Consider the following 17,284-nt stretch of genomic DNA (forward strand, 5'->3'; position numbering starts at 1 on the left):
CACGGAGGCGGTGCGGTCCCGGTCGTGGTCGACGCCGGCCGCCCACTGTCGGCTTAGCGCGGAGCCGTTGTGTCGCTGTTCATCGATCCTTAGCGTGCCGGACTATGTTCTGGCCGGACGACACCACCCTCGCTCGGCAGCCCTGGTGGGCCGAGGCGGCGTGGCTCGACGGACCGACGTACGGCGAGTTGGTCAGCTCCCTGCGCCCGGTGTTGCGCGTCGCCGCGCTGCACGGCTACTCGGTGGACGCGATCAACATCGGCTTCGGTCCCGGGCCGGTGGTCCACGGCGACTGGCAGAGCATCGACCTGGACACGCTGGAGCTGCTGCCCGGCGCATCGGTCTCCCCCGACCTGCCCGACGAAGGGCCGGGGATCTGGCTGGACGTCGCCGAGATCGACGACCTGGCCGGGCAGGTCGCCGCCGGCTACGCGACCGGGTTGGATTTCCCGCTGTTCGCCGGTGGGTACACCGATGACCACTCGGTGCCGCCGGAGATCCGGTCGGACATCGCCGCGTTCGTCGACGCGGCGATCGCGGACCTGACGTCGCGGGTGCCCGACTCCGGGGGCGTGCCCCGTGACGACGGCGGCGGGCTGCTGTGGGTCTTCGACGCACGGCACTGGCACCCCACCGACGCGATGCTCCAGTTCTGGATCCAGCTCGCGCTCAACCAGATGTACGCGAACCCGACCGGCTTCCTCCGCGGCCAGGTGTACGCCGACCGGGACCTGCACGCGCCCGGCGCCGGCGCCGGTCCGCCGAACCTGCTGTTCCTCATGGGCGGTGCCGCCGCCGAGCCCGCGTTCGACGCCGGCTCCATGCACCGGGGGGTCTGGAGCGCCCTGACCTGGCACCTGCAGGTCACCGGCGCGGCGACCCGGCTGTTCGAGGCCGAGCGGCGGCTCTACCGGGGCGCGAGCGCGCCGGTCTGGCTCGACGTGGTGCTCGACCTCGTCCTGCGCGGCGTGATCCTCATCGACGGCCTCGTCGACCCCGGCGAGCCGCCGGAGCCGATCGCCGCCGAGCAACTGGCGGCCAGCGGCGACGCGGTCGACGCGGTCCGGCTGTGGATCTGGGGCGACACGCCGGTCACGCTGCGCCGCAGGACCGTGTTCCCGGAGCAGGGCGGGCCGGGGCTGGAGTCGAGCGTCGCGTGGGACTACGTGCCCGGCGACAGCCAGGTCAGGCCGACCGTGCTGCTGGTCGCCGGGCGTGGCGTGGCGATCGAGCACCGGATCGACCCGGCCGTGCGCCGGCCGTGGGACCTGCGGGTCCACCGGGTGCAGGACGACGCGCTCGTCCCGCCGCTCGGCTCGATGATCGACACCGCGCTGCTGCTCGCCGGCACCCAGATCGAGCCGTACGACGAGGAGTGCGTCGGCCCGGTCACCGACGAGTACCTGGCGGGCTACCCGCAACTGTTCGTGAAGCCGAAGCCGGACGGGGTGCTGCTGGTCTACCCGACCTCGCCGGACGTCATCCCGGACACGGTCGGCGGCCCGACGACCGGCTTCGTGCCGGCCGTCGTCGAGCTGACCGTCGAGCCCGGAAGTGGTACGCACGCGTACGCCGTCGACGTCCGGTACTTCACGGGCCGGTTCATGGACATGGCGCTCGGCGGCCCGTTCCGGGGCGGCGCGCACGTCACGGTCTGGGTCACCGAGGGCGTCACGATCACCTCGAACCTCAGCGACAACGACACGCCGGCCGCCGGCAACCCGTCGGTGCTGTCCGGAACCGTCGACGGTCACCTGTTCGTCGTCGAGCTGCACGTGACCGACCGGCCGGACGCGCTGCCCCGGCCGTGGCGGGCGGACCTGCCGCTCACTCCGTGGGCGGTGGCCGCGCCGCCGACCTTCTGGACCGCGGTCTTCCAGGAGATGTGGGGCGGGCTGGCGCCGGAGTCGGTGCAGGACCTCTTCCCGGGTGACCGGGACCATCCGTTCGCCGAGCCGGAACCGGAGCCGCTCGAGTACGACACCGACCTGCGCCGGGCCGACTGGTTCGACGAGACGGCGCAGGAGTTCGTCGGGCTGACCCCGGCACCGCACAGCTACCGGCAGTACGGCTACCTCGACTCGCTGCTGATGGACGCCGCCGACATCGCGCTCGGTTTCGTGCCGTACGTCGGCGACATCGCCGACGTCGGCGAGGCCGCGTACGCGTACCAGACCGGGCTGGACCGGTGGGGGCGGCCGGTGACCCGGTTCCAGTTGGCGCTGATGCTCGTCGGCGCGGCCGTGCCGGTGGTGTCGAGCCGGTTCGTGGTACGCGTCGGGGAGACCCTGGCCGGCCTGCTGCGTGCCGCGCCACCGCAGGAGCTGGCCCGGCCGGTGACCGTCGCCGAGCTGGCCCCCCTGGGCCGCGGCGCCGACTGGCACGACGACCTGCCCATCGAGCAGGTACACGCGGCGATGGGTGAGCCGAGCCCGCTGCGCGCGGTCGGCGCGGCGGGTGACCTGGGTGTCTCCCCGGCCCGCCGGGAGCTGTCCCGGGAACTGGCCCAGACGCTCGCCGCCGACCTGGGGCCGATTCCCGGCCTCGCCGACGACCTGCTCGCCGGGCGGTACCGCGGCTGGCTGACCACCGCCGACCTGCTCACCGACGACCAGGCGTACGGCTTCGTCACCAGCTCGCTGGAGATTCCCTACCTGCGCGCGCTGCGCCGCGACCCGGGGCTCCGGCCGACCGTCTACATCGAGGGTCTCCAATGACCGGCAAGGTCCGGGCGACGTCGGGAGCCCTCGTGCACAGCGCGCAGGCGCTGGCCCGGCGGCTGGCCCAGCAGGCGCGGCGGTACCAGACCGGCGGGCCGAACCGGGCGCGCATCCCCGGACCGGTGCGGTTCGTGTCGGAGATCTCCGACGAGCAGATCGTCGACGGCGTCTTCGACATCGTCCGCACCCAGCTTCCCAGAATCAGGGTGCATGCCGCGGGCACCCTGCTGCGCGCGGACCGCGCCCTCGCCGGCCTCGACCGGCCGCAGGACTTCTTCGCCGACGGGGTGCAGGCCCAGCTCGATCACGTCAGGACATTCGGCCTGGCCCCGGCGGCGGCCCGGCGCCTCGTCGCCGGCAACGACCGGCTCACCAAGCACAAGCGGCTGATCTCCGCGGACGAGCGGATCCGGCGGATCGCCGAGGCCCAGCTCGCCGCCGCCGCGGAGATGCTGACCAGCACCGGCGAGCTGACGCCGCTGTACAGCACCCTGCTGTCGACGATGGTCGGGTTCACCCGTGGGTTCGTCAACCGGTACGGCTACGAGCACGGGCTGCGGTTCGAGCTGCGCTACGCCGACGTCATGTCCCGGTTCCCGTCCCGCAGCGGGCTGGCGACGGTACACCAGGTGCGCGGGCCGCTCCTCTACGGCAGCGACCTGGCCGCCAGCTTCGACTCCCTGCTGTACGGCACGCAGTACGCGATCGGTGGCCAGTACAAGGCGTACTCGCTGCCGGACACGCTCGCCCTCGGCCGGGTGAACCTCGTCCGCGACAGCTCCGGCCAGGTGAAGAAGGTGACCGGGCCGAACATGGTCAAACAGGCGGTCAGCGACGCGCTGCGCTGGAAACGGACCGGCTTCATGGTGCCCGGGCCGAACGCCGCGCCGTTCACCTCGATTCCCCCGACGAACCTCACCGGCTGGCACCCGCTCGGCGAGACCACGCTCTACATCTGCGACACCCAGTTCGTCGGCAACCAGATCATCGAGACCGTGCTGGAGGCGTTCCGGCGGACCGGCCGGACCCGGATCGACCTCGGCACCGACCTGGCCACCACGCCCGAGCGGGCGCAGTTGATCCGCGACGTGTTCGCCGGCCACGGCAGCATCCTGCGGCTCGACATGCACGAGCTGGAGATGTGGGCGGACATCGAGGACTACTACACCGCCCGGCTGCCGGTGCTCGAGGAGTTCGCCAACAGCGAGCTGGCCCGCCCCGACGTGGCCGCCGCGATCGGCCGGGACACCGACGTCTACCTGATCGGCTCGCACGAGCCGGAACGGCTGGAGGCCTTCCTGCGTACCCACGAGGTGATCTGGTGAGCGCCGCCGGGGAGTTCGCCGCGCTTGTCGCCCCGCTGACCGGGATCGGCGCCGATCCCGCGCGGCTCGACGCGCTGCTGCGCGACCTCGGCATGGCCGACGCCCGCCAGTCCCTGCCGCCCGTACCGGCCGAACTGGTCGCCCTCGCCGGGACCGCGACGGACACGATCGAGGCGTTGGCCGCGCTCGACGACCCGGCGGTTCCCCTGGCCGAGCGGGTGGCCGGCCTCGCGGCGAGCCTCGGTGGCCTGTTCGCGGCGGTCGACGACCTGCGCGCCGTGCCAACCGGTGACCTCGGCGCGCCGTTCGACGCGCCGCGGTTCTGGTCGGTGCTCGCCGAGCGCCTGCCCGCGTACCTGCTGAACCGGTGGCTGGCGGAGGCGCACGGCGAGATCTTCGACCTGCTGGCGCTCGCCGGCGTGGTCGGCCCGGGCACGTTCGACTTCGGCCGGCTGGTGGAGGTCGCCGGCGACCCCGGCGGGCAGTTCGGCGCCGTCCTCGGCGCGGATCTCGCCGTGCTCGTCGAGCCGCTGCGCCGGTTCGTCGACGGGCGCGGCGCCGGCGCCCGGTACGGCGGGACGGTCGAGTACGAGGGCGCGCGGGCGGTGTCCGGCGACGGGGCGTTCGGCGACGTCGACGGCGTGTCCGCCCGACCCGGACCGCTGACCGTGCAGGTCGTACCCGCGGTCTCCGGCCGGGGTGGGCTGGCGGTGTCGGTCGGCGGCCTGGAGCGGGCGGCCGGCGGGGTGGAGATCGCGGCCGGCTGGACGCTCACCGCCGCCGGCGGCGAGGGCACCGCCGGCCTGGTGGTACTTGCCGACGGCACGGAACCGCTCGACGGGTCCACCCTGGACTCCGCGGCGGTGACACTGGCCGGCCGACCGGCCGAGCCGTGGGTCCTGCTCGGTTCCGCAACCGGCACCCGCCTCGAACTCGCCGCCGCCGAGGTCGCCCTGACCGGCGAGAAGCTCGGCGGCACACCGGAGTTCGCGATCACCTTCGCCACCGAGGGGCTGCGGCTGGTCCTCAGCCCCGGTGAGGCGGACTCGTTCCTCGCCACGATCCTCGGCCCGGCCGAGATCGGCGCGTCGATGCGGCTCGCCGGCCGGTGGTCACCGGCCGACGGGCTGGACGTCGACGGCGCGGCCGGGCTGGAGATCCGGATCGACACCAGCGTGGCGGTCGGGCCGGTCACCGTCAACGGCCTGACGATCGCGCTGCTGATCGCCGACGGCGTACTCACCGTGGAGCTGACCGCCGAGGTGAGCGGCACGATCGGGCCGGTCTCGGCAGCGATCGCCGGAGCCGGGCTGCGGCTGGCCCTCGCACCGGCCGCCCAGAGCGACGGGATACCGCTCGGCCCGGTCGGCGCCGTCCTGGCGGTCAAGCCGCCGGACGGCGTCGGCCTGGGCGTCGACGCCGGTGTCGCGGCCGGTGGCGGCTACCTGTACCTCGACCCGGACCAGGGGCGGTACGCCGGGGTCATCGAGCTACGCCTGGTCGAGGTCGGGATCAGCGCGTTCGTCATCATCGACACGGACGCACCCGACGTCGACGGCTGGTCCCTGTTCCTGGCACTGTTCCTCGACATCCCGGCGATCCAGCTCGGATTCGGCTTCACGCTCACCGGCGTCGGCGGGCTGGCCGGGATCAACCGGCGGCTGGACACCCCGGCGCTGGAGGCGGCGGTACGCTCCGGCGCGCTGGACAGCGTCCTCTTCCCGGCCGACCCGGTGGCCGAGGCGCCATTCGTCATCGAGCAGCTGCGGTCGATGTTTCCGCCGGACGACGGGCAGTACGTGTTCGGCCCGGTGGTCAAGATCGGCTGGGGCACCCCGACGCTGATCGAGGCGCGGATCGGGATCGTCGTCTCGCTGCCCGACCCGGTGGTCGTCGCCGTGCTCGGCTCGGTCACCTCGGTGCTGCCCACCCCGGACCTCGATCTGGTGGCGCTGCACCTGGACGTGGCCGGCGTGGTCGACTTCGCGGCCGGCACGCTGTCGGTGAGCGCGAGCCTGCACGACTCGCACATCGCCTGCTTCGCGCTCAGCGGCGCGATGGAGTTGCGCGCCGACTTCACCGAGGAGCCGTCGTTCCTGCTCGCGCTCGGCGGGTTCCACCCCGGCTTCGAGGCGCCGCCCGCGTTCCCGCCGGTCGACCGGCTGCGGCTCGCGATCGGCGCGCCACCGGTGCTGGACATCTCCTTCGAGTGCTACTTCGCGCTCACCTCGAACACCGTGCAGTTCGGCGCCGAGTTCGAGATGACCGCCGAGGTGGCCGGTTTCGGCGTCGCGGGCGGCACCGGCTTCGACGCGCTGGTCTCGTTCAGCCCGTTCCGGGTCACCACCCGGGTCGGTTACTACGTCTCGGTGACCGCCGCCGGTTTCGACCTGATGGGCGTGTGGCTCGACGCCACCGTCTCGGGGCCGAACCCGTGGCGTGTGATCGGCGACGCCCGGTTCACCGTGCTCGGCATCCGCGAGTCGATCCACATCGACGAGCGGATCGGCCAGACCCGCGCCGATCCCGCGCCGCCGGCGACGGACCCGCGTGACGAGATCGGCGCCGCCCTGGCCCGGCCCGAGTCGTGGGCGGCGATCGCCGGTACGTCCACCGGCGTGATCCTCACCGACGCCACCGACGACGAGTGCGTGGCACTGCCGGACGGCACGGTCGAGGTGCGGCAGAAGGTGGCCCCGCTGGGGATGCGGCTGGACAAGGTCGGCGACGCCCCGATCGGGGCGTACCACACGTTCAACGTCGAGCCGGCGGCCGGCAGCGTCAACGACACCGGCCCGGCCCACGACTGGTTCGCCCCCGGGTACTACGTGGAGCTGGCCGGCGCCGAACGGCTGTCGTCGCCGTCGTTCGAGTGGCTCCCGGCGGGGGTGCGGTTCGGCGGCGGCGACCCGGTGGCCGGCCCGGCGCGGCGGATCTCGCTGGACTTCGAGGAGATCCTGCGTGACCCGGAACTCGCCGAGGACCGCGTCGACCTCGGCGTGGTCGACCGCACCGCGCTGGTCATCGCCGGCGGGCCGGGCAGCGTACGGGCGCGCGGTTTCACGATCGCCGCCGACCCCGACGCGGTGACGCCGCGCCGGACCGGATACGCGGTGACCGATCGCGTCACCGGCGACCTCCGGGCCCGCGACAGCTCCTGGTCGCGGGCGCACCAGAGTGACGCCGGCCGGCGGCGCACCACCACCGTCGTGCCGACCTGGGAGTTGCCGTCATGACCGAAGCGTCCACGACACCGGCCCCTCAGTTCCTGCCCTGGCTGCGCACCGGCCTGGCGACGGCGATCACCGAACCGGCGCGGGCCGGGCTGTCCGTCCACGACACCGTCTCGGCCACCGTCGCCGTCCAGCTGCGCGCCACCGGCGACGGCGGCGACCGGGTCGACCCCATCACCGGTCCGCCGGTACGGCTCCGCGGCCCGGCCGACGTGGTGGGCCTCGACCCGGCGCAGATCCTGCGCCGGCACCCGGAGCCGGGCGCGACCGACGCCGAGGCGAACTACTTCGCGATTGTCGAGCTGGCCGCGCCGGACCTGCCGTGGCGGTACACGCCGGCGGCGCCGGACGCGGACGGCCGGCTGCAGCCGTGGCTCGCGCTCGTCGTCGTCGAGGATCGGGCCGGCGTCACGCTTGTCGAGCGCGGCCCGGCGCGCTGCCCGGTGCTGCACGTGGACCGCGTCGAGGCCGAGCTACCGGACCTGGCCCAGTGCTGGGCCTGGGCGCACGTACAGGCCGAGCACGACCTCACCGGTGGCGTGGCCGCGGCCCTGGCCGAGACGCCGGAGGCGTTCCGCGCCCGGCTGATGTGCCCGCGCCGGCTGCCGCCGGACCGGTCGTGGATCGCCTGCCTGGTACCGACGTTCGAGGCCGGCCGGCGCGCCGCGCTCGGCGAGCTGGGCGGCAGCGACCTCGGCCCGGCCTGGGAGCCGTCCGGTGTGGATGTCGAGCTGCCGGTGTACGACTGGTGGCGGTTCCGCACCGGCGCGGCCGGTGACTTCGAGTCACTGGTACGGCGGCTGCGCCCGGTCGAGCTGCCGGCCGGCGTCGGGCGGCGGGACCTCGACATCGGCGAGCCGGGCGGCGGGCTGCCCCGGGCCCCGGGCACGCTTGTCACGTACGAGGGGGCACTTGTGTCACCGGCCCTCGGTGGCGTCCGGCCGTGGCCGGAGCCGCATCGCGGCGAGACCAAGGCGGCGCTGCGCCGGACGTTGAACGGCAGCCTCCGACCTGCGGCACCGGGTGATCCGGGCCAGTCGTACGACGCGCTCCGTGACGACCCGGTCGTCGGCCCGCCCGCGTACGCGGCGTCCCAGGCCGGCCGCCGGCGGGTCCCCGGGCCGGAGCAGCCCCCGGTCTGGTTCGAGGAGCTGAACACCGAGCCGCCACGGCGGGTGGTCGCCGGGCTCGGCGCCGAGGTGGTCCGCGCCGACCAGGAGGAGATGGTCGCGGCCGCCTGGCGCTACGCCGCGGAGCAGGTCGACGTCAACGGCGTGCTGGCCCGCGCGCGGCTGGGCTGGGAGCTGGCCAGCACGGCACAGCCGAAGGTCGGCCGGCTCGACGACGCCACCCTGCTGCAGGTCGCCGCGCCGGCGATGGCCCGGCTACGGCTCCCGGACGGCGGAACCGTGCTCGGTTCGCTCCGTACCAGCGGGCTCCCGGCCGGCCTGCTCAGCGGCGCGTTCCGGCGGCTCACCCGGACCACCCGCGGCCTGGCCCGTACCGACGCGGTGATCCGGTCCGCGCTGGCCGACCCGGCCGGGTTCGCGGCGGCCTGGACGACGGTGCGCCCGCCGGCCGGCGCCGACCTGCAGGCGAGCAGCGGGGCGACGCCGCCGGCGGCGGGCGGGCGGGCCACCGGCTCCGGGGCCCTGCCGGGCGCGGAGCCGGTCGATGTTCCCGGGCCCGTCGTGGTGCCGGCCGCCGGGTCGCTCGCCGCCGACGTGCGCTCGGCGCTCGACGGTCCGGCCGCGATCGTCGCGATGGTCGAGGCCCGCGTGGCCGGCCTGCCCGCCGGGCGCGACCACGCGGTACCGGACCGGATCTGGGTACGGCCGGAGTTCACCACCCCGATGTACCAGCGGCTGCTGGCGCTGTCCGTGGAGTACCTGGTGCCCGGAATCGGTGCGGTTCCGGACGACTCGCTCGGACTGCTGCGGGCCAACCAGAGCTTCGTCGAGGCGTTCCTCGCCGGGATGAACCACGAGCTGGGCCGCGAGCTGGTGTGGCGGGAGTACCCGGCGCGGCCGTCGGCGACGTGGTGCCGGCAGTTCTTCGACACCGGGCCGGGCGGGCCGGCCGACATCGCCGTCATCCGCGGCTGGGACCCCGCCACCGGCCTCGGCGGCCACCGCCCGCAGGAGGCTCCGTCGGCCGACCTCGTGCTGCTGGTCAAGGGTGCGCTCCCTCGCCGGTACCCCGACCTGCGGGTGTACGCGGTCGAGGCCGAGTGGGTCGACGGCCGGCGGCGGGAGAAGGCCGGCGGCGCGGTGGCGCTGCCCGTGTTCGCCGGTCGGCTGCAGCGCGACGCGTACTTCTACGGGTTCGCGCTCACCGTCACCGAGGCGCGCGGCAGTACCGTCGAGGCGGACCACCCGGGCTGGTTCTTCGTGCTCGAGGAGCGACCACGGGCGCCCCGATTCGGCCTGGACGCCCCCCGCGACCGGTTCCGCGGCACCGCGCCGGCCCGCTGGTCGGCGCTGTCCTGGGCGCACCTGGCCGGCGCCGGCGCACCGCTGCCGTCCTTCGTGGACATCTCCGGGCCGCAGTGGCTCGTCGGCGCCGGGGCGCTGCGCGGCAACGGCGGCCCCGACGAGTGGGGTGCGGACGCCGCGGCGATGGCCCGGATCACCCTGCAACGCCCGGTCCGGATCCTCACCCACGCCGACTCGATGCTGCCCGACCCGCCGTCCTGGCCGCCGGGCTGGACTCCCGGCGACATCCTCGACGACCTGCCGACCGGTCCGCCCGCGCCGCCGGGCCCGATCCCGGGCGGGCGGCGATGAGCCCCGACGAGCGCGCCGCCGGGCCGCGGACCACCGCGGAGCCGGTACCCGGCGGTCCGATCCACGACGGGCCCCGGGTACCGCCGGTCGACCCGTTCGCCGGGCTCGACGCCGGCCTGCCGCTGCTGCTGCTGCCGGTACGGATCGAGACCCGGTACGTGCTGCGGGCCGATCCACCGGAGCTGCGCATCCGGATCTACCCCGACCAGATCCACATCGACGCCGACCGGCCCGGCGCCAGCCTTGGAGAGATCGAGCTGACCACCCTGTTCTGGCGTGAGTGGCACGCCGCGACCGGCGACACCGGTCGGCAGCAGGCCTGGCAGGCACACGTCCAGCGGGTCGGGCCGGGTCGCGCCGGCCACCTGGCCCGCCTGCTGCGCCCGCGCACCGGCCGGCGCGGCGAGCCGCTGTTCCCCACGGTGGACGAGGAGGCCGGGCGCACCCCGGCCGGCCCCGTGCTGCTGCCCGACCACTGGCTCGCCGTCGGGTACTCGGCGACCGGCGAGCTGTTCCGGCGCACCAGCCTGCCGGTCGCCGCCGGCCTGCGGACGGCACCCGACCCGGCCGCGGCACTGTGGCGGGTGCCGGCCAGTGGCCTGCACGTCGACGAGGCGATGGCGTGGATGTTCGACTACGAGCGGGCGCTGGCCGCCGGGATGGCGGTGACCGTACCGCTCACCGGCGACGCGGCGGGCGCGCTGGAGCGCGTCGAGACGCTGCTCGTGGTCGGCGTCGCCGAACGGTACGAGCCCCTCGCCGCCGCCGACGAACTGGATCGGCTGCTGGCCGCGCACGCGCGCACCGACGGCCTCGCGTTCGTGCCGCAGGGCACGCCGACGAACAACACCGACTCGACCGTGGCCGGCACGCCGGTGCCGGCCGACGAGATCGCCCAGCTCGCCCGGGAACTCGACCCGATCGATCCCCGGCCGGCCCCGCCCGGCCCGCTCCCGGTGCCGACGCCGTGGCTCCGCAGTGAGAACGCCCACCGGCTGGCCGACGCGCTGGGCCTCGCCGACGCCGACACCCTGGCCCGGGCGCCGTACGGTCCGGACCGGGAGCGCGACCGGTCACGGTGGATGGTGCGCGCGCTGTTCGAGGCGATTCTGGGCACGTTCGTCCGGCAGGTACTGCGGGTGGACGGCGAGGACGCGCTCAGCCCGACAGCGGTCGACTCGCTGCGCGACTGGTGCGTGGCGCACGTGACCGGCGGCGCGCCGTACCCCTGCCTGCGGATCGGCGCGCAGCCCTACGGGCTGTTGCCGGTACGCCGCGGCACCTCCCCCACCGACCCGTCCAGCCCGGCCGAACGCGTCCAGCAGGTGGTGAATCTGCTGGTCGGCGAGTGGCGGCGGGCCGCCGGTACGCTGCCGCGGCTGGACCCGAACCGCGCCGACGGTCCGGAGAGCGACATCGTCGCGGTGCTGGCGAACCAGCCGCACGCGGCCCGGTTCTTCGTGCGCAACCTCGACATGTACGCCGACCTGAACGTCTTCGAGCGGGCGCTCACCATCAACACCTGGTACGAGCTGGTGATGCAGCACAGCTACAACCTCGCCGACCCCGACCTGGAGACACCGTTCCGCGAGATCGCCGCGCTGTACGCGCTGCTGACGATGAACGTGACGATCGACGACATCGACGAGCAGATCGCGATCTGGGAGGCGGTCCGTGCGCAGCTGCCGAGCTTCCTGAGCGGCCAGAGCCAGACCGTGGTCGACGACGGCATCGGCCAGGTCGACACCATGTTGACGGCACTCGCGACCTACCGGTCCCGCCAGAACCCGGTTCGCGAGCTGGGTCTGCCACGCTTCTCCGGCGTACTGGGCGAGCCGAACACCGAGCTGATCTCGGGCGTCCTGTGGTCGTCGTCGACCGAGTGGGGCGATGTCGGGCTGGTCCAGGCGCCGGACGCGCCGGCCGGGCACACCGCCGCCGACTACCTCGCCGACCTGCGCGGCCGGTACCCGGCCCGGGCGGACAACCCGCCCTCCGCGCTGGATCCGGCGTTCCTCGCCGCGCAACCGCTGCTGTACCAGCTGCTGGACAACACGCTGTCGCTGATGCCGGACGACCCGGCGCTGCCCGCGGCCCTGAGCGGGCTGGCCGGGCGTACGCCCGAAGAGCTCGCATGGCTGATGCGGGAGAGCCTGGGGCTCGGCGGGCACCGCCTCGACGCGTGGGCCACCTCGCTGGCCACCGAGCGGCTGCAGCGACTGCGCGCCGCGCGGCCGCGCGGCCTGCAGGTCGGCGCGTACGGCTGGGTGACCGGGCTCGCCCCACGCGACCGGGGCGCCGAGAGCGCGGGCTTCGTGCACGCGCCGTCGATGGCGCAGGCCGGCACGGCCGCGCTGCTGCGCTCCGGCTGGCTGGCGCACGGCAGCGACGATCCGCTGTCGCCGGCCGCCGTCGGATACACCTCGGCGCGGGTCCGGGCCGCGTCGTGGCTGCTCGACGGGGTACGGCAGGGGCAGGAGCTGGGCGCGCTGCTCGGCTACCGGTTCGAACGGGCGCTGCACGACCGGGGTGCCGACGCGCGGATCCGGCCGGTCCGCGAGCGGGTCCTCGACCTCACCGGCCACCCGGACCGGGAGCCGGACCAGCCGGTCGACGGGATCGAACTGCTCGACCTGTACCGGTCCGGCCGGCTGGACCCGGTCGATCCGGACACGGCCGCGGCGCTCGCCGTGATCGAGGACGCCTTCGACGCCACGCACGACGTGGCCCTGGTCGAGGCGGTCCACCAACTGGCCGCGGGCAACACCGAGCGGGCGACCGCCACCCTCGGCGCGCTCGCCGGTACGCACGCCCCGCCCGAGCTGCGTGCCCCGCGTACCCACCGGGCGGGCGGCTCGGTCGAGCACCGGGTGCTGGTGCTGCTCGATCCCGACGCGCCGCGCCCCGGGCGGGGCTGGGTGCCCGGCGTACGCGACACCGTGGCGCCGGCGCTCGACGCCTGGGTGGCCGGCCTGCTTCCCCGGGCCGACGCCGTCGGGTTCACCGCCGCCGGCACCCCGATGACCCTCGCGGACCTCCGGTTGTCCGCGCTCGACGCGATCCACCTGGTCGGCGACGACCCGGCGGTGGTCACCCCGGCGCTGCGTACGCTGGCCGCCGGACAGCTCGGCACGGCCGCCACCGGCCAGGTCGAGCCGGCCGAGCGCGGTGGCGCGGCGGTGGCGCTCAGCGAGTTCGCCGTACTCGCGATCGAGCTGCGCCGGTCCGTCGAGGCGCTGCGGGTGGCCACGGCCCGGGACGTGCGGCCGGGTCACGAGGCGGGCGAACCGGACCTGGACGACGCGGCGGCGCTGGAGGCCGTGGCAGCGCTCGTCGACGGGTTCGCCGGGCTCACCGACCCCGATGTGCTGGCCCGGTACGGGGTGGTCGGCGACGACCGGGTGCCGCTCGCCGAGGTGGCCGCCCGGCGGCTGGCGACCGTGCTGGCCATCGAGGTCGACCCGGCCGATCGCCGGCCCGGCCTGCGCCGGCGGCTGGCCGCCCTGGTCGGAGGCGCGGTGCCGCTGCTCGGCCGGTTTCCGCTGCCGGCCGGGTTCGCGGCGGCCGTTCCGGCGGCGGCCGGGCCCGCCGTGGTGGACGGCTGGCTGGACAAGGTCGCCCGGGTCCGGCCCGACGTGGGCCGGCTGGTCGGTGCCGGCCTGCTCAGCGAACTGCTGGTGCCCGACGGCGGGCTACGCGCCGGCGCCCGGCAACTGCCGGCGGTCGACGGCGAACGGTGGGCGGCGGTCCACCCGGTGCCGGCCGGTGCCGGCGGGCGGCTGTCGATCGTCGTGATCGGTACGCCGTCGCTCGCGCCCGGGGCGGGCGCCGCGTGCGGGCTCGTGGTCGACGGCTGGCCGGAGCGGGTCCCCCGGGCCGCCCAGCAGACCGGGGTGGCGCTGCAGTTCGACGCGCCAAGCAACCGGCCACCCCAGGCGTGGCTGCTCGCCGTCACTCCCGACGGCGAGCGGTGGAGCGAACAACTGGTGCTCGACACGCTTACCGAGACCCTCGACTGGGCCGCCATCCGCGCGGTCGGCACCGAGGACCTGCTCGACTACGGCCGGGCCGTACCGACGGTCTACGCCCCCGGCGGGATCCTTCCGTGGGCCGGCGGAACCTCCGGCAGCGGGTCGGCGGGGCGGGAGCGGTCCCGCGAGCGGGGCAGCACATGACGGCGGCAGCCGCGAAAGCGATTGCCGGAGCGATCGAGGAGGTTCGGTGAGCGCACGATGGGACCGGTTGGAGTCGATGGTCCACAGCACCGGGCTCACCGACGGTCTGGCCGCCCGGGTCGCCGATCCGCTGTGGATGCTCGCCCGGCAGCTGCAGGTCGGCGAGTTCACCGGCGACGACGCGGCGCAGCCCGCCGCCGCGCGGGTCGTCACGCGTACCGCGCGGATCGCCAGCTACCGGCCCGGCGCAGGGCCGGCGGAACCCTACCCGACCGACCGTCCGCTCGAGCTGGTCGTGGAGGCCGCGGCCGAGCCGGACCTCGGCACGGCCGGCCGGTACGCCGCGGCGCGGGCCGCGCGCCGGCTGATCCGGGCGCTGCGCGACGCCCGGCTGGCCACCGCCGTGCCGCTGCTGCGCAAGGCGTTCCCACCCCCACCGGCCGAACCGGTCACCGACGTCGGCGCGGCCGGACGGGCCGCCGCCGAGCTGCTCGCCCGCTGGTCACTCGACGTGGCCCGGCTCGGCGTCGCACCGGAGGCCGACCTCCGAGCGGCGCTCACCGGGCTCGGCCCCGACGCGCGGGACCGGGCCGTCGGGCTCGTGGCCGCCTGGCAGGCCGCGACGGAGACACGGGCCGGCTCGCCGGCCTGGGACGAGCACCGTCTCGAGCACTCGTTCTCGCTCGCCGCCGCGACCGACACCGGCGAGGTGGTCCTCGACGCGCCGGAGCACGACGGAGGGCACCTCGACTGGTACACCGTGGACGTCAGCCGTGACGAGGCGGCCCGGCACGCACTGGACCCGGTCGACCTGCCCCGGCGCACCACCGTCGCCGTGCCGACGCCGATCCGGTATCCCGGGATGCCGGCGTCCCGCTGGTGGGAGTTCGAGGACGGCGCCGTGCACTTCGGGGACATCGAGGCCGGCCCCGCGGACCTGGCCCGGCTGCTGGTCGCCGAGTTCGCGACGGTGTACGCCGACGACCACTTCGTGGTGCCGGTACCGGTGCCGGTCGGTTCGCTGACCGAGGTCGAATCGGTCGAGGTGGTCGACACGTTCGGCGGGCGGACGAGGGTGCCGTCCGCCGCGAAGACCGACGTCGACCGGGCGGGTGCCGGACGGGTGTGGCGGATGTTCGAGTTGACCGGCGACGAGGTGAGCGACAGCCATCCGGCACCGTGGCTGTTCGTACCCCCGACCGGCGGCGCCCTGGCCGGCCCGGTGCTGGAGCGGGTCACCCTGACCCGCGACGAGGCGGCCAACCTCGCCTGGGGCATCGAGCAGCTGATCGAAGGGCCGTTGGGTCGAGCGGTCGAGCGGACCGGGCCGCGCCCGCCGGCGCAGCGGCGCGGCGAGGTCTGGCGCTACCGGTTGGCGGCCACCGCGCCGCCGTGGTGGGTCCCGTTCGTCGCCGAACGGCTCGCCGACGACACCCCGCAGGTCCGGCTGCGTCGCGCCCGGATGCGGGCCTGGGCCGGCCTCGACGGCCAGCCGGTCGGCCCGCGCAGCGTCCTGCTCGACCCGCGCCGACCCGTCTGGCTGTACGAGGAGGAGGTACCCGCCGGCGGGGTGCGGGTGGAACGGTCCTGGCAGCTCGCCCGCTGGCACGACGGCTCGGTGCACGTCTGGCTGCAGCGCCGCAAGCGGCCCGGCCGGGGGGATCCGGCCAGCGGCGTGCGCTGGGATCTGCTGGCGTAGCCTTCGGCACCCGTATCCTCGTCGCGTGGGATTGCGATTCACGACGCGCGAGTCCGACTCGCCGTGGGTCGACACCGTGTGGACCTGCACGAGCGGGAGCGTCGCGGAGATGACCGCGGTGGCGACGGCGTGTTGGGGCCTGGTGTTCTGGCAGCGCGGCGGCACGGCGTACGCCGCCATCTCCGGGCCCGAGACCGGGACCGGCACCGCACCGGTGCCGGAGGAGGCGACCTTCGTCGGCATCGAGTTCGCCGTGGGCACGTCGCTGCGGAACATTCCCACGCCGGCACTTGTCGACGGTGGCGCGGAACTGTCCGACACCACCCGCAGGGCCTTCTGGCTGGACGGTGCCCGCTGGCAGACGCCCGGCCCCGACGACGCCGAGGCCCTTGTCGACCGTCTCGTCCGCTCCGGGGCCGTGATCCGTGACCCGTTGGTCACCGAGGTCCGCCGAGGTCACCGGCCCGCGGTCTCGCCACGCACCGTGGAACGCCGGTTCCGGGCGGCGACCGGGCTCACCCAGGGTGCCGTACGACAGATCGAACGCGCCCGCGAGGCCTCGGCGCTGCTGGCCGCCGGCGTCCCCGTCGCCGATGTCGTCGCCCGGCTCGCGTACTTCGACGAGCCCCACCTGGCCCGTTCGCTGCAACGGTTCATCGGACGTACGGCACGGCAACTGCGCGAGGGCGCCGGCGGCGCGATCGGCCTGGGTTCGGTTCAGCCGACGACGTCGTAGATCAGCTTGACGATGCCGTTGGAGTAGGTGGCGGAATCCCGCAGGCTCAGCACCTGCCTGTCCTTGTCCGCCTGGCTGAACAGGCTCTTCCCGGCTCCGAGCAGCACCGGGAAGACGAGCAGGTGGTACCGGTCGATCAGACCCGCGTCCGACAGACGCCGGGCGAGTTCCGCGCTGCCGTGGATGAAGATCGACCCACCCTCGCTCTTCTTGAGCTCGAGGACGTCGTCGACCGACCGCAGGATCCTCGTCGGCCCCCATCCGTCGACGAGGGCGTCCTCGGACAGCGTGCTCGAGACCACGTACTTCGGCAGTTCCTTGTAGGCGGCGTGATCCTCCGAGTCGCGCCAGGTTGGCGCGAAGGCCTCGTAGCTCCGGCGGCCGAACATCAGCGCCGTGGTGTCCGCGAGTTCGTCCCCCTTGAGCGAGAAGGCGTCGGGCACGAACTCGATGTCCTTGAAGACCCAACCACCGCTGCGGTGCCCCTCGCTCGGTCCACCTGGGGAGTCCACGACGCCGTCGAGCGACATGAACGCGGTGTAGACCAGATCACGCATGGGTCGTTCTCTCCTCATGTGCCAGGCGACCACCTCCTGCCGAGGTGGGTCGA

8 protein-coding genes are annotated in these 17,284 nt (G+C 74.8%); 7 read left to right on the top strand and 1 reads right to left on the bottom strand.

The genetic code is table 11. From position 1 onward, the window contains the following. The first annotated feature begins 104 nt into the window (after window positions 1–104). The 7 genes from ABTW87_RS12950 to ABTW87_RS12980 are packed head-to-tail and all read left to right on the top strand — an operon-like array spanning window position 105 to window position 16,674. On the top strand, window positions 105–2,717 hold the full coding sequence (locus ABTW87_RS12950; protein ID WP_350651002.1) for a hypothetical protein: 2,613 nt from the start codon (window positions 105–107) through the stop codon (window positions 2,715–2,717). Then, entirely contained in the window at window positions 2,714–4,045 is a 1,332-nt protein-coding gene (locus ABTW87_RS12955) for a hypothetical protein (RefSeq protein ID WP_350651003.1), read from the top strand. The genes ABTW87_RS12950 and ABTW87_RS12955 overlap by 4 nt, the downstream gene beginning before the upstream one ends. Beyond that, entirely contained in the window at window positions 4,042–7,281 is a 3,240-nt protein-coding gene (locus ABTW87_RS12960) for a DUF6603 domain-containing protein (protein ID WP_350651004.1), read from the top strand. Before ABTW87_RS12955 ends, ABTW87_RS12960 begins: the two co-directional genes overlap by 4 nt. After that, the gene (locus ABTW87_RS12965; RefSeq protein ID WP_350651005.1) at window positions 7,278–10,064 is read left to right on the top strand and encodes a hypothetical protein; all 2,787 of its coding nucleotides are present in this window, start codon (window positions 7,278–7,280) and stop codon (window positions 10,062–10,064) included. The genes ABTW87_RS12960 and ABTW87_RS12965 overlap by 4 nt, the downstream gene beginning before the upstream one ends. Next, window positions 10,061–14,239: a hypothetical protein gene (locus ABTW87_RS12970; RefSeq protein ID WP_350651006.1), complete on the top strand. Its 4,179-nt coding sequence runs from the start codon at window positions 10,061–10,063 to the stop codon at window positions 14,237–14,239. The genes ABTW87_RS12965 and ABTW87_RS12970 overlap by 4 nt, the downstream gene beginning before the upstream one ends. Window positions 14,240–14,285: 46 nt before the next feature. Beyond that, window positions 14,286–15,938: a hypothetical protein gene (locus ABTW87_RS12975; protein WP_350651007.1), complete on the top strand. Its 1,653-nt coding sequence runs from the start codon at window positions 14,286–14,288 to the stop codon at window positions 15,936–15,938. Window positions 15,939–15,963: 25 nt separating this feature from the next. After that, on the top strand, window positions 15,964–16,674 hold the full coding sequence (locus ABTW87_RS12980) for a helix-turn-helix domain-containing protein (protein WP_350651008.1): 711 nt from the start codon (window positions 15,964–15,966) through the stop codon (window positions 16,672–16,674). Here the strand turns inward: ABTW87_RS12980 and ABTW87_RS12985 are convergent. After that, window positions 16,656–17,231 carry a dihydrofolate reductase family protein gene (locus ABTW87_RS12985; RefSeq protein ID WP_350651009.1) on the bottom strand — a complete coding sequence of 192 codons (576 nt, stop codon included), beginning with the start codon at window positions 17,229–17,231 and terminating at the stop codon, window positions 16,656–16,658. The two genes, ABTW87_RS12980 and ABTW87_RS12985, sit on opposite strands and share 19 nt — an antisense overlap. Between the last annotated feature and the right edge of the window lie 53 nt (window positions 17,232–17,284).

The organism is Micromonospora sp. NPDC126480, from assembly GCF_040302465.1.
GTDB lineage: Bacteria > Actinomycetota > Actinomycetes > Mycobacteriales > Micromonosporaceae > Micromonospora.

Excerpts from the sequence above, each read along its gene's own strand:
- ABTW87_RS12985 (WP_350651009.1), bottom strand. The coding sequence starts at position 17,231 with ATGCGTGATCTGGTCTACACCGCGTTCATGTCGCTCGACGGCGTCGTG.
- ABTW87_RS12970 (WP_350651006.1), top strand. The coding sequence starts at position 10,061 with ATGAGCCCCGACGAGCGCGCCGCCGGGCCGCGGACCACCGCGGAGCCG.
- ABTW87_RS12950 (WP_350651002.1), top strand. The coding sequence starts at position 105 with ATGTTCTGGCCGGACGACACCACCCTCGCTCGGCAGCCCTGGTGGGCC.
- ABTW87_RS12955 (WP_350651003.1), top strand. The coding sequence starts at position 2,714 with ATGACCGGCAAGGTCCGGGCGACGTCGGGAGCCCTCGTGCACAGCGCG.
- ABTW87_RS12965 (WP_350651005.1), top strand. The coding sequence starts at position 7,278 with ATGACCGAAGCGTCCACGACACCGGCCCCTCAGTTCCTGCCCTGGCTG.